The sequence below is a fragment of the Meridianimaribacter flavus genome (assembly GCF_004366715.1).
GTDB classification, from domain to species: Bacteria; Bacteroidota; Bacteroidia; order Flavobacteriales; family Flavobacteriaceae; genus Gaetbulibacter_B; species Gaetbulibacter_B jejuensis.
The window spans coordinates 409,122-429,065 of record NZ_SOQZ01000001.1 but is presented as its reverse complement, the minus strand read 5'-3'; the positions used below and the strand labels follow the sequence as shown (position 1 = coordinate 429,065).

The 19,944-nt window shown below is 33.4% G+C and carries 15 protein-coding genes; 9 read left to right on the top strand and 6 right to left on the bottom strand.

Annotation, left to right across the window (positions count from 1 at the left end):
- Positions 1-48 precede the first annotated feature (48 nt).
- Together A8975_RS01905 and A8975_RS01900 are read left to right on the top strand one after the other, a co-directional pair.
- Positions 49-933: a hypothetical protein gene (locus A8975_RS01905; RefSeq protein ID WP_134198481.1), complete on the top strand. Its 885-nt coding sequence runs from the start codon at positions 49-51 to the stop codon at positions 931-933.
- Between the two features lie 63 nt (positions 934-996).
- Positions 997-2,541: a glycine--tRNA ligase gene (locus A8975_RS01900; protein WP_134198480.1), complete on the top strand. Its 1,545-nt coding sequence runs from the start codon at positions 997-999 to the stop codon at positions 2,539-2,541.
- Positions 2,542-2,624: 83 nt separating this feature from the next.
- Here A8975_RS01900 and A8975_RS01895 read toward each other — a convergent pair whose 3' ends face one another.
- Both A8975_RS01895 and A8975_RS01890 read right to left on the bottom strand, forming a co-directional pair.
- Complete coding sequence (locus A8975_RS01895; protein ID WP_129759561.1) at positions 2,625-3,206, bottom strand: DUF3575 domain-containing protein; 582 nt, start codon at positions 3,204-3,206, stop codon at positions 2,625-2,627.
- A 73-nt stretch (positions 3,207-3,279) separates the two neighbouring features.
- Positions 3,280-6,690, bottom strand: coding sequence for a hypothetical protein (locus A8975_RS01890; protein WP_134198479.1), 3,411 nt, complete (start codon positions 6,688-6,690; stop codon positions 3,280-3,282).
- Positions 6,691-6,802: 112 nt separating this feature from the next.
- Between A8975_RS01890 and A8975_RS01885 the strand changes: the two genes are divergently transcribed.
- The 3 genes from A8975_RS01885 (at position 6,803) to A8975_RS01875 (ending at position 9,670) form a co-directional block, all read left to right on the top strand.
- The gene (locus A8975_RS01885) at positions 6,803-7,573 is read left to right on the top strand and encodes an exodeoxyribonuclease III (protein ID WP_134198478.1); all 771 of its coding nucleotides are present in this window, start codon (positions 6,803-6,805) and stop codon (positions 7,571-7,573) included.
- Positions 7,574-7,584: 11 nt separating this feature from the next.
- Positions 7,585-8,544, top strand: a complete 960-nt coding sequence (locus A8975_RS01880) for a flagellar motor protein MotB (protein ID WP_131506210.1) — start codon at positions 7,585-7,587, stop codon at positions 8,542-8,544.
- 88 nt (positions 8,545-8,632) lie between these two features.
- Positions 8,633-9,670: an aldo/keto reductase gene (locus A8975_RS01875; protein WP_134198477.1), complete on the top strand. Its 1,038-nt coding sequence runs from the start codon at positions 8,633-8,635 to the stop codon at positions 9,668-9,670.
- A gap of 63 nt (positions 9,671-9,733) precedes the next feature.
- Here the strand turns inward: A8975_RS01875 and A8975_RS01870 are convergent, their stop codons facing one another.
- Together A8975_RS01870 and A8975_RS01865 are read right to left on the bottom strand one after the other, a co-directional pair.
- Positions 9,734-11,278 carry a ribonuclease E/G gene (locus A8975_RS01870; RefSeq protein WP_134198476.1) on the bottom strand — a complete coding sequence of 515 codons (1,545 nt, stop codon included), beginning with the start codon at positions 11,276-11,278 and terminating at the stop codon, positions 9,734-9,736.
- A 322-nt stretch (positions 11,279-11,600) separates the two neighbouring features.
- Positions 11,601-11,891, bottom strand: coding sequence for an HU family DNA-binding protein (locus tag A8975_RS01865; RefSeq protein ID WP_129759568.1), 291 nt, complete (start codon positions 11,889-11,891; stop codon positions 11,601-11,603).
- Between the two features lie 133 nt (positions 11,892-12,024).
- Here A8975_RS01865 and mutY point away from each other — a divergent pair, with 133 nt between their 5' ends.
- From mutY to gldD, 4 genes are all read left to right on the top strand, one after another.
- Positions 12,025-13,071, top strand: a complete 1,047-nt coding sequence (gene mutY / locus A8975_RS01860) for an A/G-specific adenine glycosylase (protein WP_134198475.1) — start codon at positions 12,025-12,027, stop codon at positions 13,069-13,071.
- An 82-nt stretch (positions 13,072-13,153) separates the two neighbouring features.
- Positions 13,154-13,597 (top strand): single-stranded DNA-binding protein, encoded by a 444-nt coding sequence (locus A8975_RS01855; protein ID WP_129759570.1) that lies wholly within the window; start codon positions 13,154-13,156, stop codon positions 13,595-13,597.
- A 25-nt stretch (positions 13,598-13,622) separates the two neighbouring features.
- Positions 13,623-14,930: a gliding motility-associated protein GldE gene (locus tag A8975_RS01850; protein ID WP_129759571.1), complete on the top strand. Its 1,308-nt coding sequence runs from the start codon at positions 13,623-13,625 to the stop codon at positions 14,928-14,930.
- Positions 14,930-15,505 (top strand): gliding motility lipoprotein GldD, encoded by a 576-nt coding sequence (gldD, locus tag A8975_RS01845; protein WP_131506215.1) that lies wholly within the window; start codon positions 14,930-14,932, stop codon positions 15,503-15,505. Before A8975_RS01850 ends, gldD begins: the two co-directional genes overlap by 1 nt.
- A gap of 56 nt (positions 15,506-15,561) precedes the next feature.
- On the opposite strand, the gene A8975_RS01840 is transcribed toward gldD, so the two are convergent.
- Positions 15,562-17,211 (bottom strand): choice-of-anchor J domain-containing protein, encoded by a 1,650-nt coding sequence (locus A8975_RS01840; protein ID WP_131506216.1) that lies wholly within the window; start codon positions 17,209-17,211, stop codon positions 15,562-15,564.
- Positions 17,212-17,223: 12 nt separating this feature from the next.
- Positions 17,224-19,788, bottom strand: coding sequence for a TonB-dependent receptor (locus tag A8975_RS01835; RefSeq protein WP_134198474.1), 2,565 nt, complete (start codon positions 19,786-19,788; stop codon positions 17,224-17,226).
- Positions 19,789-19,944 lie beyond the last annotated feature (156 nt).

The following is a 19,944-nucleotide window of genomic DNA, read 5'->3' as shown; positions in this document are numbered from 1 at the left end:
ACCTTAACATAAAATTATACTTTCGCATGGTAAAATAACAAATTAATAATGATAGTTAACCCTCAATTTTTTAACTACAGATTAATTATTGGTTCATTAATAGCAACTATTACGGTTTTATGTGTTTTTGGCTTTACAAGTTACCAATCCATTAGAGCTCATCAACAATTTTTAGAACAAGAAAAATACTTAATGGAGAATGAATTATCTCAAATGATTTTGAGATATGACAACACGCTTACCTCTAATAATCTTTTGTCTTCACAACTCGAAGACGCCAAAAGAGAAACACTAGTAGCTTTGGATTCTCTAAAGCTTATGCATGTGGATTTATCAGTGATTTCGAAGTTCAAGAACCAAGTTATTAATCTTAAAGAAAAAAACAATCTATTGTTCTTTACTATAGACTCTTTAAAAGCTATTAACCATAACCTCCAAAAGGAAAAACTACTAGCTTACAACGAGTTACAAAAAGAGCGACTTACCAATAAAAAGCTTTCCGAAGAAAATTTTATTTTAAACAAAAAGCTAGAAGAAGGGGCTATTCTAACTGCAAATTCCTTTAAAGCAAAAGCAGTTAAAAACTTTTTAGGAAAAACCATAATTACTCGAAAAGCTAGTAGTGCCAACCAAATAGACGTAAGTTTTACTTTGGCTGAAAATGCATTAGCTGAAAATGGAGATAAAGAATTATATGTTCAAATAGTAAACCCAAAAAACAATGTAGTAGCTGATAAAGGCTCAATTGATTTTGGAAATTCGCTATTAATCTACAGTCTTAAAGAAGTGGTTAATTACCAAAATAATGATATGGATGTCACACTGTCAATAGACACTGATAATGACGATCAACCTTTAACAAAAGGCACCTATCACATTAATGTGTTTCACAAAAATCATCATTTAGGTTCAACCAAAATAGAGCTTAATTAACTAACTAATTTTATTTTTTGAAAAACCGTTCCGTTAGTTGGTGCGGTTTTTTATTTTTGCACCATGGCAAACAACGACGATCAATTTAAAAAGGTTATATCACACGCAAAGGAGTATGGATACGTATTCCAAAGTAGTGAAATATACGACGGTTTAAGTGCTGTATATGATTATGCACAAAATGGAGCCGAACTCAAAAAAAACATACGTGACTATTGGTGGAAAGCCATGGTACAAATGCACGATAATATTGTAGGTATTGATGCTGCAATATTTATGCATCCAACTACTTGGAAAGCCTCTGGACACGTCGATGCTTTTAACGACCCATTAATTGACAACAAAGACTCTAAAAAGCGCTACAGAGCTGATGTGCTTGTTGAAGACTACTGTGCCAAAATTGAAACTAAAATAGATAAAGAAGTTGCTAAAGCAGAAAAACGTTTTGGTGACGCATTTAATAAACAAGAATTTATTACCACCAATCAGCGTGTTTTAGGGTATCAAGAAAAAATTGATACTATCTTATCGCGTCTTGCAAAATCTTTAGAAAATGAAGATTTAGCTGATGTAAAAGCGTTGATAGAAGAGTTGGAAATTGCCGACCCACTTACAGGAAGTCGTAACTGGACAGATGTAAAGCAATTTAACCTTATGTTTGGTACCAAACTAGGTGCTTCTGCTGAAAGTGCAATGGATTTGTACTTGCGACCTGAAACAGCTCAAGGTATTTTTGTAAACTTTCTAAACGTTCAAAAAACAGGACGTATGAAAATTCCTTTTGGAATTGCCCAAACAGGAAAAGCATTTAGAAACGAAATTGTTGCAAGACAATTTATTTTTAGAATGCGTGAGTTTGAACAAATGGAAATGCAATTTTTCATAAAACCAGGAACTCAAAAAGAATGGTTCGACTATTGGAAAGACACACGCTTAAAATGGCATAAATCTTTAGGTTTAGGCGAAGACAACTATCGTTTCCATGATCATGAAAAATTAGCACACTACGCTGATGCTGCTACTGATATTGAATTTAAATTCCCATTCGGATTTAAAGAACTAGAAGGCATCCACTCGCGTACAGATTTTGATTTAAAACAACACGAAGAATACTCTGGTAAAAAGCTACAGTATTTTGACCACGAAGAAGGTAAAAGCTACGTGCCTTATGTTCTAGAAACGTCTATTGGACTTGACAGAATGTTCTTAGCAGTGTTTTCAAACGCATTAGTAGAAGAAGAATTAGAAGATGGTTCTAAACGCGATGTGTTGAAACTTCCTGCTGTTTTAGCACCTACAAAAGCTGCTATACTACCATTAGTAAGAAAAGATGAAGCTTTAACAAATATGGCTAAGGCTATTGTTGATGACTTAAAATGGGACTTCAACGTATTTTATGATGAAAAGGATGCTGTAGGTAAACGTTACAGAAGACAAGATGCTGCAGGTACGCCATTTTGTATTACTGTAGATGGAGAAAGTTTAGAAGACAACACAGTTACAATTCGTCATAGAGACACTATGGAGCAAAAGCGCGTTAAGGTTTCTGAGTTAAGAGACATTATCAAAAAAGAAGTTGATGTTCGTGAGTGGTTAATGAAAATGTAATTTATCACTACAAAAAACTAACATACCTCAATAAAAAAATCCCAAGTACACTCTTGGGATTTTTTTATAGCATTTTGTGTAGATTAAAATCTGTAACCAAAATTAACTCCAAACCTTAATTCGATATTTTCTAAATAATCAGTATCAAAATTTCCTAGGTTTCTTGCAATATCACCATAAAGTGTTAGAGTAAATTTATTACTAAACATCCATTTATGTCCAATTCCAAAGCCTGCTGAAAACCCATCAACATCATAGGTGTATTCTTCTTCAATTGATGTTTCATTTTCATAGTCATAGTAATAATATTCTTCAACAGTAATTTCTCCTGTTCTAACTTTTAATTGAGGGTAAAAGAAAAAACCTGCATGCTCTTTTTCTTTAGAAAAGTAAATTAAATAAGCAGCCTTAAAACTTAATGCATTGCTTTTTTCAATATATCCTGCATCATAATAACCATAGGTATCAAAAAAGTTAGCACTAATTAATAATGATTGATTTTTGTCGAACAAACGCTCGTAATTTACATTTAAAGTTCCTGCAACTACTAAATCTAATAGGTTTGTTGAAATTTCAGATTTTTTTGGTGCTTCATCTGTTAATTCTTGAGCATTTACAGCAAAGACAGATAATAATAAAGCTACATGCAAAATTGTTTTTTTCATAAAGAATAGATAAAAATTAATACTATAAAGATGCAATAGTAGTGAAAACGTTGCGTGAGAATTCACTTATTTTTTAAAAATAAGCCTTTAACTGTACTGTTCCTGTATGAATGGTCTTGGAGGTTTCGGTTTTTCTTCCAAAGTAATTTAAATTCAAATCTAAAAACTTAGTCAATTTCTTTTGAGCCAGTAAACTCCAAGTAAAGTTTTTTCCTGGTTGTAAGCCTTCTAGCATTTGATAGCTTACAGGTGTGTTGGCATTACCCTCAAAGGTGTTTTGAAACAAATTGACTTCACCTGTAAGTGAAATTTTTTGCGCGTTATTGTACGTAAAAGAAATTCCATAATTGTTTTGAAGTAAGGTTTCCATATTACCAATAGTATTGTCTTTTGAAGTGTATTGGTAAAACACATCAAAACTTGCATTTTCATTGAATAAATATGACAACTTTGGGTTAAACCTTACTTCGTCAATCGTATAATTTCTTGAGCTGTAATTTTCACTTTCGCTCTCATTGACATCAATAGCCGAAGTCATGTTAAGCAACCAGCTTTTCCCGAATTTATGATTAAAATTAAACTGATGACTCTTTAATTTATTTTGTTGAAATCCTATTGAAAGTACTGTTCTATTACTGTTGGACAAGAATGTGTAAGATGTTGTAAAACGTTGTTTTCCTCTATTAAAAAACAACACATTTCTTATACTTTTATTAACTGCCAATTGGTTGTTTTCATCTTCTTCAAAAGGATTTAAATTAAAGTCATTGCCTTCTTTTCTCAACTTTCGGTCAATTAAAAATGCGGTTTGATTATAAAAATGAGACCAGAACTTTTTGGATTTATTTTCGGAAACTGACCATTGCTGCGGATTTAAGGTTATAGTTTGACTCAACCTATTTTGATGTGTTTTTATAAATACCTGATTAGGCAATAACACGCGTATATAATTTCCTTCATCTTGAAATTGAGCCACTTCAAACTCGTTGAGCTCTTGTATACCATCTTCGTTATAATCAATCCAAGTATAGCTACCTTGTCCTGCTTCAACTTCAACATAAGTAAAATCTTGTTGTGGTAATGTTCCTGAATTGGTCTCAAAAATTGTATTCCACTGTACTAAATTATTAAACAAGTTTTGATTGTAGTTTACTCTAGAGTTTAAGGACTGCTCATCTTCAGCAGCTTCATCTTCCCATTTTAATTTTCGGTAATTAACATAAACTCCTAAATTGGTATTATCATTTTGTATCAACTTTGACTTAATATAATACGTGTTTGAACTGTTTACACGCTTAAGTCCTTCAACCCTTAAACTGTCATTAACCCTGTGTTTATAACCCAATTCAACAAACACATTTGTACTATCACCAATACCTGTAAACACTTCGTAAGACGTAAAACGCTGACTTAAATTAGTGAAATTACCTGATAGTTTTTCGCGTTGCTTGTTCTCTTCTGAAGCTAATTTGGCACCAACCCATTGTTTGTTAAAACCATACACAGCACGATTAAATGACCTAAAAAACCTAGAATCTGAAATTGTGTTATCACTCTTGGTTATGCTTGTATTTGTAAATACATTTAAACCTTTAAAGTTCAAATTAGCCAAAAGGCTGTGACGGTTTCCTGTGAAATTTTCAGAAAACCCTAAATATTCAAACTTATAATTTGCAATTCCTTTTTTAGGATGAAATAATTCTACTCCTGAACTCAACAGGTTTTGATTACCAAGTGGATCTTCGAGGTTCCAATCTCTATTAAATTCGGCATAATACAAACGTTGAATGGTTTTAAAATTCTCCTGGATAATATCTGCATCTACATAAGCATTTAAGTTCCAAAGGCTATCGGTTTGTATCAGTTTTTGGTTCACTTTTAATTTAGCAGCAAACCCATCGTTATTAGCATCATCTAAACCCGAAAATAAATTGAGATCGTTTTTGCTTCCTGCTACTTCAAAATACACATCTGTTTTCTCAGTTGGTTTATATGCTGCATTCAGTACTGCTATCTGCAATTTTGTAGGTGCTATCAACTGCACAACAGGTTCATAATTTCCTTGTAGCACACCGTTTACTGGTGGCACATATTCGTAAATGTTATTAATGGCATTACTATTTATTATAATGTAATTTCCTTCATTATCACCAACTAACGAGAATTTCACATTAAACAATTCGTCATCAGGATTGTTTGAAAACACAAAGGCTTCAACACCATTAATGAGTTCCTTTTTGTACAAAATTCGATTTTCACTGTAATTTTCAGGAACATCAGAAGGCGCAACCATTAAGGATCTGTCATCACCTGCATTGGCCAATATTTGCTTTTGTTCGTTAGATAGGTTTTGCTGTAAGGGTTGATTTTTAGCATCCACTTCGGAATACACCGAAACACCTAACTTAAGTTTTTCGGTTTCATAACTTCCACCTCCATACGCTGTAAAACGTGAAAAATTACGTTCACTAAACTGATAATCGACAGTGATACGCATTTCAGAAGTGATAGGATAGGTTGAGTTGAAAATAATCTCACCAGCATTATAATCTATGATATAGTCTTTGTTTTCTCCACGTTCAACCGGAATTCCATTAACATAAACCGTTTCGCTACCAGAAACAATAAGCACAAACAACTCGTTATTTGGCCCTCTAAGTTTATAAGGACCTTGGTTACCTTCTTGAGCTGTAAACTTGCTGGTTGTAAACTGTCCTCTTACCAAAGCACCTGAGGCAAAAAAATTGGTTTTAGAGTTAGGGTGTTCTAAATCTACATTAACCAGCAATCCTTGTACACGCTTAGTAAAATTGGCAAAATAGCTACTGTTGTTAACCAAATCGATATCTCCTGCTCTAATGTTCCAATTATCACTAAACAACTCAATAAACACTTGATCAAACTCATCTAATCGTTGCGAATATCCACTCTCTTGCAAAGGTATATTTGCATCTTGTATTGATGCTCGCAGCGAGACTTTATCGTTCAATTTACCTGTGATTTGTAAATCCAATTCACTGTTTAATACTGAGTTTTGGTTATTACCAATAGTAACACCTCTAGAGATACTTCCTGAAGTATTTAAACCGTCAAAAGGTGTGAAATTATTTTGTAGTGTGGATTGTTGCAACCTATACAATCGTTGTGTATCATTGGTGTTATTCACAATAATATTATCATCCAACTGAAAATACTTACGAGTCATAAACTCAGGAAAACGCAAGTATTCAATAACAAGCGTATCAGTTTCTAAAGGAGCATTAAAAGTTAAGAGCGCTTTAGAGAAATCGACATTGTACTTAGAGCTATCAATAACCACATTAGTTTTAGTCTTTAACACAAACTTGCTAGAGTTAATGCTTACAGTATCAATTTTTATGGTATCACTTACTGCTACTTTTTTGGTTCTGTAATTAGAGGTCGATTCTTGTGCTAAAGCACAAAAAGACATTAAAACACACACACAAGCAATAGCAATTTTCATCAGTACCTAAAACTCTTTAAACACAAAAATATTTTATAGTTAAAAGCTCCATAAAATTTTAGTGTAAAAGTACAGTATTATTTATTTTAGCTAAAATTCAAAAAAAGATTCAATGAAGATTATTTCCTATAACGTCAATGGTATAAGAGCAGCATTAAATAAAGGGTTTATAGATTGGTTAAAAATTGCAAATCCGGATGTTGTTTGCCTTCAGGAAATAAAAGCTTTAAAAGAGCAATTGGATTTAGATATTTTTGAAGAAGCAGGTTACACTCACAACTATTGGTTTAGTGCTCAAAAAAAAGGCTACAGTGGTGTTGCTATACTTAGCAAGATAAAACCTGATCATGTAGAGTTTGGTACAGGAATAGAGTCTATGGACTTTGAAGGTAGAAACATTAGAGCCGATTTTAATGGTGTTTCAGTAATGAGTATGTATTTACCTTCAGGAACCAATGATGATAGGTTAGCCCATAAATTTGAATACATGAACATGATTCATGAGTATTTAAATGAATTACGCGAAGCCTTCCCTAACCTTGTAGTGTGTGGTGATTATAATATTTGCCATGAAGAAATTGACATTCACAATCCTAAAATGAAAGGCGTTTCAGGATTTTTGCCCGAAGAACGCGAATGGTTAGGCAATTTTATCAATAGTGGTTTTATAGATTCTTTCAGACATTTACATCCTGGAAAACAAGAATATACTTGGTGGAGTTATAGAGCCAATGCAAGAGCCAACAACAAAGGTTGGCGACTAGATTATGCTATGGTAACCGAACCTTTACAAGAAAACATAAAACGAAGCGTTATACTATCTGACGCTGTTCATAGTGACCATTGTCCTATTTTATTAGAAATTGAAACCCAAAACAATTAAAACTTAATTATATGCTTAAAAAATTGTCGTTAATAGCACTTACACTAACCTTAACAACATCATGTGTATCTAAAAAAATCTATACTGATTTAGAAAACAAATATGCCGATTTAAAAAAGGAAAACAGAGCGTTATCCAGTGAGAACAAAAGTTTGTCTGATGCTTTAAACAAAGCTCAAAACGATTTGGCAAAACTTAAAAAAGATTACGACGCAACTGTTGCTCAGCGTGATAAATTGCAAACCGATTATGACGCTACAAAAACCAATCTCGACAACTTAAAAGAATCTTATGATGCATTAGAGAAAAACAGCTCTTCAGCTATTGCAGCAAACTCTAAAAAGAATAGAGAATTGTTAGCGCAATTAGAAGCTAAAGAACAAGCTCTTGCTGCCGAAAACGAGCGTTTAGAGAAATTGAAAAAAGAACTGGAAAGTAGATCGCAACGTGTAGCTGAACTTGAAAACGTGATTGCCTCTAAAGATGCTGCCATGACACGCTTAAAAGACGCTATTTCAAAAGCGTTAACCAACTTTGAAGGTAAAGGCTTAACTGTTGAGCAACGCGACGGAAAAGTATATGTATCTATGGAAAACAAGCTGTTGTTTCAATCAGGTAGTTGGGCTGTTGGTGCTAACGGACGAGAAGCTGTAAAACAACTTGGTAGCGTTTTAGCTGAGAACCCTGAAATTGCTATCCTTATTGAAGGACATACTGATAATGTTCCATATACAGGTAGTGGTCAACTTAGTGGTAACTGGGACTTATCAACAAAACGAGCAACTGCTATCGTTACTATTTTAAGAGAAAACCCTTCAATAAACCCTGAAAATTTAACTGCTGCAGGACGTGGAGAGTTTGCACCTGTTGCAAGCAATGATACTGCAGAAGGAAAAGCGAAGAACAGAAGAATTGAAGTAATTTTAACACCAAAGTTAGACGAGATTTCTAAGTTATTGAATGACATTTAATCGACATTCCTGCGAAAGCAGGAATCCTTTATCAGAAAAAAGTTTTAATTAGATGCTGAATCAAGTTCAGCATGACAAGAAAAGCAAAATGAAATACACTACACTCCCAAATACTGATATAAAAGTGAGCAAACTATGTTTGGGCACAATGACTTGGGGAAATCAAAACACCCAAGACGAAGGCTTTGCACAAATGGATATGGCTTTAGACCATGGCATAAACTTTTTTGATACTGCCGAATTATATCCTGTACCAGCAACACCTGAACGTTATGCGCACACCGAAATAATTATAGGAAACTGGTTTGAAAAAATTGGTAATAGAGACAAGGTTATTTTAGCAAGTAAAATTGCTGGACCTGGAGATTACACAGCACATATAAGAACTAATGGGTTTAGCAAAAACGCACTGCATGAAGCGGTTGAAAATAGTTTAAAACGATTAAAGACCGACTATATTGATTTGTTTCAACTGCATTGGCCAGAGCGTCATACAAACACCTTTGGAATAAGAGATTATAAACACAATTCTGCTGATGCGTGGAGTGATAATTTCCATGAGGTTTTAGAAACTTTAGACGATATTATCAAGTCTGGAAAAGTTAGACATGCTGGTATTTCAAACGAAAAAGCTTGGGGAACTATGCGTTATTTAGAAGCCTCTAAAACTCATGATTTACCACGAATGATTACCATACAAAATGCGTATTCACTATTAAACAGAACCTTTGAAGGTGACTTAGCTGAAATTTCATTACGTGAAAATATTGGGCTTTTAGCTTACTCGCCAATGGCATTTGGTGTATTATCTGGTAAGTACATAAAAGGTCAAGATGACGTAAACGCGCGATTAAACCTCTTTCCAAGATTTGCAAGATACAGTAGCGCACAATCCACCGAAGCTACAAAGCGATATTTAAAAATTGCTGAAGACCACAACATGTCATTAGCTCAAATGGCTTTGGCATTTGTAACACAACGTCCTTTTGTAACCAGTAATATTATTGGAGCAACCAGTACCGAACAGTTACAAGAAAACATTGACAGTATACACATCACATTAACTGATGATATCCTTAAAGAAATAGACCAAGTACATGCTGAAATACCTAATCCAGCTCCTTGACATTTAACAAAGGTTAAAAAACAAAAAACCCCTTTCCACGATAGTGAAAAGGGGTTTTAGATATTATTTGATTTCCTTACCATTTTTGTCAAAAAAATGATATTCAAGATATGTGTAAGCATCTCTAGGTAACACTTTTACCCATTTTTTATGTTCCATAAACCATTTTGTCCTAATGGATGGAAAACCTTTAGTTAAAAAGGCTGCTATAAAAGGATGTGTGTTTAAAGTCACCTTTTTATAGTCTTTATTGAAAATCCTTTCAAGGTCTTGTGTAATTTTATTCACAATTTTAATTGGTGCTTCAATTTCGTCACCATTATTACCATTAGGGTTTTCTTCTTTTGTTTTAATATTCCTTTCCGGACGTACACGCTGTCTGGTAATTTGTACTAGCCCAAACTTGCTCGGAGGTAATATCTTATGTTTTGCTTTATCATCTTTCATTTCTTCGCGAAGATGATTGTACAGTGTTTTTCGGTTTTCTGCTTTGTTCATGTCAATAAAATCAACTACAATAATTCCTCCCATATCGCGTAAACGCAATTGTCGAGCAATTTCAGATGCTGATATCATATTAACTTCAAGAGCAGTGTCTTCTTGGTTTTTTTCTTTGTTAGATCGATTTCCACTGTTTACATCAATAACATGTAGTGCTTCGGTATGTTCAATAACCAAGTAGGCACCTTTTGCCATTGATACTGTGCGTCCAAAAGATGTTTTTATTTGACGTTCTATACCAAATTTTTCAAAAACTGGTACGCCATTTTTGTACATCTTTACAATAGACTCTTTTTTTGGTGCAATTTCTTGCACATAATCTTTTATTTGTACGTACAACTCTTCATCATCCACAACAATACTAGAAAATGAATCATTAAATATATCTCTTAAAATAGAAGAGGCTTTGTTCATTTCTCCAAGTACTTTGCTTGGGTGATGTGCTTTGTTAAGTTTTTTACACATTGCTTTCCACCTAGATAGTAAGTTTTGTAAATCTCTATCTAGCTCTGCAACTTTTTGTCCTTCAGCTACAGTACGAACTATAACTCCAAAACCTTTAGGTGTTATACTTTTTACCAATCGTTTTAAACGATCTTTTTCTTCTTTCGATTCAATTTTTTGAGAAATTGAAATTCTATCAGAAAATGGTACTAAAACAATATAACGACCAGCTATGGACAACTCACTACTAATGCGAGGTCCTTTGGTTGAAATTGGTTCTTTTACAATTTGTACTAATATTGATTGATTGGACTTTAAAGCGTTAGTAACGCTTCCGTTTTTATCAATATCTTTTTCAAACTGAAAGTTTTTGAGTAAAAAATCTGTGTGTTTTCCTGTGCTTACACGTTTTACGAATTTTAAAAGTGAAGGTAATTTTGGTCCTAAATCATGATAATGCAAAAATGCATCTTTTTCATAACCTACATTAACAAATGCAGCATTTAAACCAGGAACAACTTTACGTATTTTGGCTATAAACACATCACCAACCGAGAAGTTGTTATCCTCTTCATCTTTATGTAATTCAATAAGTTTTCCATCTTTTAATAAGGCAAAATCAACAATATCTGAACTCGATCTTATAATCAATTCATTCTCCATATTGTAAATTTAAATCCACCATGGTCATAAATGACCACGATAGATGGATTGTACTTTATTTTTTGACACAGGATGTTAAATCCGTTAAACCCATATTTTACGAAGGTAAACGTAAAGTATTATGGATTTTATATCAAAGAACGTTAGTTTTAAAAAATTGAAAAAGTAGCTTAAAAACTACTTTTTCAACTTTATTTCTTTTTGTGTCGATTAGCGCGACGTCTTTTTTTACGCTTGTGCGTAGCTACCTTGTGTCTTTTTCTTTTTTTACCACTTGGCATAAATTGTTGTCTTTTTTAATTAATATTTATTTTATAATGTCTTAGTTAACTTCAACATTTGTCTTTACACCTTCTACAAATACTTTAGCAGGCTTAAATGCTGGTATGTTGTGAGCAGGAATTTTAATTGTTGTATTCTTAGAAATGTTTCTTCCTGTTTTTTCTGCTCTTGTTTTGATAATAAAACTTCCAAAACCTCTTAGGTAAACATTGTCACCACCTTCTAATGAGGTTTTTACTTCTTCCATGAATGTCTCTACTGTTGCTTGTACATCTCCTTTTTCAATTCCTAACTTGTCAGAAATTCTAGCTACTATATCAGCTTTAGTCATAGTTATTTAATTTTTGGGTTACTATTAATTATAAGGGATGCAAATATAGGAATTTTAATTTCAATATTTCAAGCCTAATTAATTAAAATTTAACGTTGTAAAGATTTATTTTTGTCAATATTTAGAAATTTAAATGAATTTTAAAGAAATTTTAACTATTTGGTATTCAGTAAATAAGCGCGAACTTCCATGGCGAAAAACCAAAAACCCATATTACATTTGGTTATCGGAAATAATTTTGCAACAAACCCAAATTAAGCAAGGTTTACCATATTATGAAGCTTTTGTTACTAATTTTCCTACTATTTTCGACTTAGCTAATGCCAGTGAAGAAGAGGTTTTAAAACTATGGCAAGGTTTAGGTTACTACTCTAGAGCCAGAAACCTCCATTTCACTGCAAAATATATTGTAAACGAACTAAATGGGATTTTCCCTAACACATACAAGGAGCTACTTAAATTAAAAGGTATAGGAGATTATACTGCAAGTGCGATAGCTTCAATTTGTTTTAATGAACCTACTGCTGTTGTAGATGGTAACGTATATCGGTTTTTATCTAGACACTATGGTATTGGGACTCCAATAAACACTACCGAAGGCTTTAAAACTTTTAAGGCTTTGGCAACAGAGCTTATTGACACCAATAATCCTGCTGATTTTAACCAAGCCATAATGGAGTTTGGTGCTACACAATGTAAGCCTAAAAACCCTGAGTGTACTAGTTGTCCTTTTAACTCTAGTTGTGAAGCTTTAAAAAACGATACTATTTCTAAACTACCTGTTAAACTCAAGAAAACTAAAGTGAGTAAAAAACACTTTAACTTTTTGGTGTGTATCTCTTCTGATAAAAAAACTGTATTCAATAAACGAACAGGTAAAGGAATATGGAAAAACCTTTATCAATTTCCGTTAGTTGAAACTAAATCTAGTTTAAGTGTTGACGATTTTAAAACACATCCTTTGGTTAAAGATTTTTTTAGTGGTCAACGTTATGACTTTACATTATATAATGAGACTGAAATTACACATAAACTATCGCATCAACATTTACATACTAAATTTTGGATTATTGAAGTTGACACCTTGCCTAAAGAAGGAATTTATATTACTGAGTTACACAATTATCCTACTCCAGTTTTAATAAGTAACTTTTTAAACGATTTTAATTTTCCTGTTTAGTAAAGACTCATATTTTTTTATTACTTTTAAAAAAGTCATTTTAAAATGGCTAATTTTGCTAACTTAAATTTTAATTTTAATTATGTCTGGAACCTTAAATAAAGTAATGCTCATTGGGCATTTGGGAGATGAAGTAAAACTGCATTATTTTGAAGGTGGAAACTGTGTTGGTCGTTTTCCTTTGGCTACTAACGAAACCTACACCAACAAGCAAACTAACGAAAGGGTTACTAATACTGAATGGCATAATATAGTAGTTAGAAATAAAGCTGCTGAAATTTGCGAAAAATATTTAACCAAAGGTGATAGAATTTATGTTGAGGGTCGTATAAAAACTAGAAAGTGGCAAGACGATAAAGGCATGGACAGGTATTCAACCGAAATACAATGTACAGACTTTACGTTTTTAACTACTAAAAGCGAATCTCAACAAAACAGCCCTACACCTCAACCACAAAAACCACAACCAACTGCCAATAGTAGTTCTGAACCAATGGTTGATGATAATGATGATTTACCATTTTAATTATGTTTAACCAAATTTTTTAGAATTGGACCCTGAACCCTCGAGTTTAATAATAACATTAATTTCAGTAAACCTTCCGTTAATTTCGGGAATTATTCTGCTTGTAGTTTTGCTAACTTGCTCTGCACTTATCTCTGGAGCCGAAGTTGCTTTTTTTTCTTTAACACGATCTGATATTGATACAGGTTTAGACGAAAAACCTAACACTTTCAATATAATTTCTAACCTTTTGGAACGCCCAAAAAAACTTTTGGCAACCATACTTGTTGCTAACAATTTTATAAACATTGGTATTGTAATCTTGTTTGCTTATTTAGGAGAAAGCTTATTTCATAGCATACAAGTCCCTTGGGTACGTTTTTTATTAGAAGTGGTGGTTATTACCTTTTTAATTTTACTATTTGGTGAAATTCTTCCTAAAATTTATGCGAGTAGAAATAGGGTAAAGTTTTCATCTTTTATGGCTGTTCCTTTGCGCTTTTTAGATGTTGTTTTTACACCTGTGAGTATGCCTATGCGTTTTATTACCATTACTATTCAAAATAGGCTTGGAAAACAAAAGTCCAACATTAGTGTAGACCAGCTCTCACAAGCTCTAGAACTCACTAGCGAACAAGACACCACTACCGAAGAACATAAAATATTACAAGGAATCGTTTCTTTTGGAAACACCGACACCAAACAAGTTATGCGACCAAGAATGGATATTTTCGCGCTTAATTCTGAACAGAAATACTCCGAAATTATTCCTGAAATTGTAAAAAATGGATATTCTAGAATTCCTGTTTACAAAGAAAGCATAGATACTGTTGTAGGTATTTTATATGTAAAAGATTTATTGCCATATATTGACCGAAAGCAGTTTGATTGGACCAGTTTGCTACGCGAACCATTTTTTGTTCCTGAGAATAAAAAACTAGATGATTTAATGGTTGAATTTCAAACTAAAAAAGTACATCTTGCAGTTGTGGTTGATGAGTATGGAGGCACATCAGGGTTGGTCTCTTTAGAAGATGTTATTGAAGAAATAGTTGGAGATATTAGTGATGAGTTTGACGATGAAGACCTTATTTACACTATAATTGATGATAAAAACTTTTTGTTTGAAGGTAAAACACCTTTAAAGGATTTTTATAGAATTATCTCATTAGAAGACGACTCAGACTTTGAAGAGTTTAAAGGAGAAGCTGAAACCGTTGCAGGCTTTGTCCTAGAGATTTCTGGTATATTTCCAAGAGTGAGAAGTAAAATAAATTTCAAAAACTACGTTTTCACTATTGAAGCTCTTGACAAAAAGAGAATAAAACAAGTAAAGTTTACAATATTAGATTAATGAAGAAGCTCATTTTACCTGTCTTAGCAAGTTTATGTATGTCTTGTGGCGACGATCCAGTACCAAAACCTAATGGTTATCTTCGTTTAGATTATCCTGCTGCTGAGTATAAGCGCACAAACACTATTCTTCCGTTTTCATTTGAAAAAAATACACTTTCTGATAGTATTTCTTCAATTAAAATTGACGAGAATAGAAATGCTTATGGTATTGATATAAACTATCCTTCAATGAAAGGAACTATCTATCTTACCTATAAAAAAGTTACCGAAGACAACTTAAACAATTTACTAAGAGATGCTCAAAGTTTAACTCTAAAACATGTTAGTAAAGCTGATGAAATCGTTGAACAGCCTTATGAGAATGAAAAGCAAAGCGTTTTTGGAATGTTTTACGAAGTTGGTGGTAATGCTGCATCGCAATCTCAGTTTTATGTTACTGATAGCATTAATCACTTTTTAACAGGGTCACTTTACTTTTATGCAAAACCTAATTACGACTCCATTTATCCTGCTGCTGTGTATTTAAAAAACGACATTAAGCACATAATGGAAACCATAAAATGGAGGCAATAAAATAAAAAAAACCGCTGAAGTATTTCAGCGGTTTTTTTATATAGTGATATCTGTTATTATTCGTTCAATATCCACTCACCACCTTCTTTGATAAGGCTTAAAGATTCAACTGCACCACTACCAACATATACATCATAGCTTAATACATATTTTTGACCTTCTTCAGCAGTAGGAGCAATAACATTAGCTAATAAATCTGTTAATACAGTAAACATCATTTCATCACTCCAGCTAGTTCCACCACCAGTTCTGTTAAAGTTACCAAATGATGCTAAGTTACCTGCGGCAGCTTCAAACCCTTCTACTTCAGCATAATTTGTTGCTACGTAAGAGTAATCAGTTCCTGTTAATGTGTATTGAATTGTGTTATCAGGTAGCCACTCAGTACCATCATGTCCAAACTGTAAAGTTGTTTCGATAGTAGACTCGTGACCTGTCCAAACACCGTCAGTTACAGTGTAAAGGTTTCCTCTAATTTGCGCTCCAGTAGAACTAGAGAAATAGTCATAAATAATAAACATTTCTTCATCTTCTTGACCGTAAGGGAAAGTGATTTCCATAAACGCTGGCAAGTAGTTGTTTGGTGATACAGAACTACTAAAGTTATCGTACTGACCTGGTTGACCAGAACCTTCTCCCATTGCATCAAAATCATCAGAACTTAAATAGTATACACCTTCAACAGCTACCCAAGTACCTCCAGAATACATAAAGTATTCTCCTTTAGAGTTAGTGTCTCCTGTTGCACCAAGAGTTTTAATTTTTAAACTTGCAATTCTCCATCTAGCAGCATCACTATCAGTTGACTCATATCTAAACGCAACGTTAATTGTTTCTCCATCATAAGCTGAAAAATCATAATCTTCAGAAGAAGCCATATCTCCTGTTGCTGGGTTAGCTAAAGTAATTTCATCCCAAGTTGCAGTTAAAACATCATCAGTATAATCAGTTGAAACTAAGATCTTGATTAAAGATGTATCTCCAGCGAAATCTAACTCTTGAGTAATTTGGAATTTCAAATCACTTTCTCCTGATAAATCAATTGAAGGCGATACTAACCACTCTTCATTAGCTATTTGAGTTCCAAAATATCCGTTACCTTGAACATATCCTGATTGAGAAGTCCAAACATCATCAGCTCCTGATTCTTCAGCAACAGTCCATCCTTCCATGCTTCCTGCAAAGTTGTAAGCTACTAAGTCAGCTAAACCTACTTCAGGAGTTTCCGTATATTGGTCGTATTTAGCTAAAACTATTTGTCCTTCAGTTGGACTAGCTATTTGAGCATCTAATATTGCAGGAATTTCGTTAGTAGCATTTACATTAGGATAGAAACCAAAAGCATCACTACCTGTTGTAGCATAATCAGAATTTGTGAATTCATAAATATCAGCTCCAGTAAAATCACTTACACCTTCAGCATTTCCAACATAAAGGTTGTACCCTACTACTACTGATGAACCATCTCCCCAAAATGGGTATAATCCTGCAAGGAAATCTGGTAACAATTCTCTAGCTTGGTCTTCAGAGTCGAAGCTACCAAAACCTAGTTCAAGATCTTCGTAATCATCATCTGTTAATGTGTATTCTGCATTTCCAACAACTGGGTTGTCAATTGCATCTATCTCATTATTGATGTCTTCCATAGGATTACATCCTACAAAGATGATTCCTACAATTGTTAATAAATAAACTATTCTTTTCATTGTTCTATTTTTTTAAAATTTAAGTTTTGCGCCTACACTAAATGTTCTTCCAAATCCGTAATAAACAAGTGCTGTTTGAGCATTAGAACCTGTTCCGTCTAAAGCATCAGCAATGTATTCAGTATCAAATACGTTGTTTATTCTCGCTGTTAAAGAAGCATCGAACTCTCCAAAAGAGAAACCGTGAGTTAATGCAGCATCAAAAACACCATACGCTGGAACTTCCCATGGATCTGGAGCACCTTCAGTACCTCTATCACTTGGGTCAAAATCAGCATATAAACGATCAAAATAATTATAATCTACTATTAATCTAGTATCAGCACCAAATTTATAGTTAATACCTAAAGCTAAAGTAGTTTGAGCAGCATCTCCTACAGGAGTATCTTCGATATATAAGTCTACTGTATCAACCACTTCTTGCTCTTCATTTAAGATTTGAACACCTGTTACATCTTCTTCCCATCTCCAGTCTCCTAAAGACGCCATACCAGTGATATCTAATCTATCAGTAGCTCTATATACAAAGTCTACTTCAATACCTTGGTGAACAGCGTTAATTCCTAAAATATTAGCAAACCCTGTTTCGTCTTCATTTAATTGGAAACCGATTGTCTCTGTTCTATCTCTCCAAGCTGTTCTGTATAAGTTAACATTTGCAGATAACTTATCACTTCTATATCCATATCCTAACTCAAAACTTAGAATTTTTTGGTTTTCAGCATCCTCATTAATTTCCTCATTGTTAAAGTTAGGGAATACAGCGTCAAAATCGGCAGCTTTTTCAAAGTATCCTAAGTTAACAAATACGTTGTGGTTATCAGTAAGTCTATAGTTAGCACCTCCTTTTGCTCCAAAACCGAAGAAGTTGTAACGATCAGTCTCTCTTAATGGATCGTCTGGAGTGTATAAGAAGTAATCTTTTCTTTTGTAAGAAGTGTTAGACGCGTTTAATGCAATAAATGTGTTGAATTTTTCATTAACGTCATACTCTAACTGAGCAAAAGCTCCAACCCAACCTACAAGACCATCGTTATAGTAAGAAATTTTATCACCTACTCTAGCAATTCCTGTTGGGTTGTTTACGTTATCTTCGTTGATAATGAATTGACCTCCTAATAAATCAGTTACTTCTCTAAAGTGAATACCTTTATAATTTCTAAAGTCTAAACCTCCTAAAAGTACTAAATCATCGTTAAGGTTAGTTTTTAATGTAGAAATAACTCCAAACCAGTTGTGGTCATTACGAGAAGCTCTTAATGCTGCAGTTGAACCGTTAGCTCCAAGAGCAATGTTTTCGTCAATTATTCTGTCGAAATCTAAAGGACCAAACTCTCCTATTCGATAGTCATCACTAGTAAATTTAGATCTACCATCTCCAGCAACTTCACCATCGCTACCAAGAGTTCCTCCTCCTCCACCAGAGCCAAAAGAAACGTAAGCTGCAGTAGAAAGACTAGTGTTATCATTTATATCCCAATAGTGGTTTAAAGATATTTGTGGTTTGTGGTAAAAGTTATCTTCTATAAAAGCAACTTCTCCATTTTTGTAACCCCAATCAGAGTTATATTTTTTACCTCTTTCGCTATCTCTATAAGTTGCAATTGTATGACGGTTTTGTCTTTGACCGTGACGTTGTTTAGCTCCAAAAGCTGTGAAAGACAATTTGTGCGCGTCATTAATTTGCTTAGATAAGTTAACAAAGTAAGAAACTGCATTAAATTGAGTTCCATCTACATATCCTTCACCATCTGTTTTAGAAGCAGAAACTGTTGCAGCAAAACCGTTATCCATTAAACCAGTAGAATAAGTCACTCCAAATTTCTTGTAACCATCGTTACCTAAAGTTGTGTAAAAATTTCCACCAGCTTCAACATCAGTAGTTTTAGTTAAAATGTTGATAGTTCCACCAACAGAAGGCACAGCTACTCTTGCAGCTCCTAAACCTCTTTGTACTTGCATTGAGCTTGTAACATCAGATAAACCTGCCCAGTTACTCCAGTATACTTGACCATTCTCCATATCGTTTACTGGTACACCATTAATCATTACAGCTACGTTTTCAGACGTAAACCCACGTAAGTTAATACGACCGTCACCAAATCCACCACCAGACTTAGTTGCATATACACCTGGAGTAGATTTTAATACTTCAGGAAATTCTTGAGTTCCTAATTTTAACTCAATGTCAGCAGCCTTAACAGTAGATACAGCAACAGGTGTTTTTCTGTCTACTGCTACTGAAGCAATAATTTGTACTTCTTGTAAACCTACTTCGCTAGATTGTAAAATGATTTCACCTAAATCTTGATTACCATTAAAAGCAATAGTCTTTGTTGTGTAACCAACATAAGTAATAGTAATCTCACCCGAAGATGCTTTAGTTGTAATTGAAAATTCTCCATCAAAGTTTGTTGTTGTTCCGTTTGATGTTCCTTTCTCAATAACATTTGCTCCAGGTAATGGTTCATTCATGTCTGAACCAATAACTTTACCTGTAATAGTGCTTTGTGAAAAAGCAATTGTCGTAAAAAGCATTAGTACGACAATCGATAAAAATTGAGTAATTTTTTTCATACTGAATTATTAAAAAATTTGAATTAGTTTTTTGGCAAAATTACGCATTAAAGGAAATAATATATTACCTAAATGTTAAGAATTAAACCGATAGAAGTTACCTATAATATTGAGGTTATCAGTTATTAACGCCTTTAAACTATCAAGAACTTTTTA

Excerpts from the sequence above, each read along its gene's own strand:
- A8975_RS01905 (WP_134198481.1), top strand. The coding sequence starts at position 49 with ATGATAGTTAACCCTCAATTTTTTAACTACAGATTAATTATTGGTTCA.
- A8975_RS01900 (WP_134198480.1), top strand. The coding sequence starts at position 997 with ATGGCAAACAACGACGATCAATTTAAAAAGGTTATATCACACGCAAAG.
- A8975_RS01895 (WP_129759561.1), bottom strand. The coding sequence starts at position 3,206 with ATGAAAAAAACAATTTTGCATGTAGCTTTATTATTATCTGTCTTTGCT.
- A8975_RS01890 (WP_134198479.1), bottom strand. The coding sequence starts at position 6,690 with ATGAAAATTGCTATTGCTTGTGTGTGTGTTTTAATGTCTTTTTGTGCT.
- A8975_RS01885 (WP_134198478.1), top strand. The coding sequence starts at position 6,803 with ATGAAGATTATTTCCTATAACGTCAATGGTATAAGAGCAGCATTAAAT.
- A8975_RS01880 (WP_131506210.1), top strand. The coding sequence starts at position 7,585 with ATGCTTAAAAAATTGTCGTTAATAGCACTTACACTAACCTTAACAACA.
- A8975_RS01875 (WP_134198477.1), top strand. The coding sequence starts at position 8,633 with ATGAAATACACTACACTCCCAAATACTGATATAAAAGTGAGCAAACTA.
- A8975_RS01870 (WP_134198476.1), bottom strand. The coding sequence starts at position 11,278 with ATGGAGAATGAATTGATTATAAGATCGAGTTCAGATATTGTTGATTTT.
- A8975_RS01865 (WP_129759568.1), bottom strand. The coding sequence starts at position 11,891 with ATGACTAAAGCTGATATAGTAGCTAGAATTTCTGACAAGTTAGGAATT.
- mutY (WP_134198475.1), top strand. The coding sequence starts at position 12,025 with ATGAATTTTAAAGAAATTTTAACTATTTGGTATTCAGTAAATAAGCGC.
- A8975_RS01855 (WP_129759570.1), top strand. The coding sequence starts at position 13,154 with ATGTCTGGAACCTTAAATAAAGTAATGCTCATTGGGCATTTGGGAGAT.
- gldD (WP_131506215.1), top strand. The coding sequence starts at position 14,930 with ATGAAGAAGCTCATTTTACCTGTCTTAGCAAGTTTATGTATGTCTTGT.
- A8975_RS01840 (WP_131506216.1), bottom strand. The coding sequence starts at position 17,211 with ATGAAAAGAATAGTTTATTTATTAACAATTGTAGGAATCATCTTTGTA.
- A8975_RS01835 (WP_134198474.1), bottom strand. The coding sequence starts at position 19,788 with ATGAAAAAAATTACTCAATTTTTATCGATTGTCGTACTAATGCTTTTT.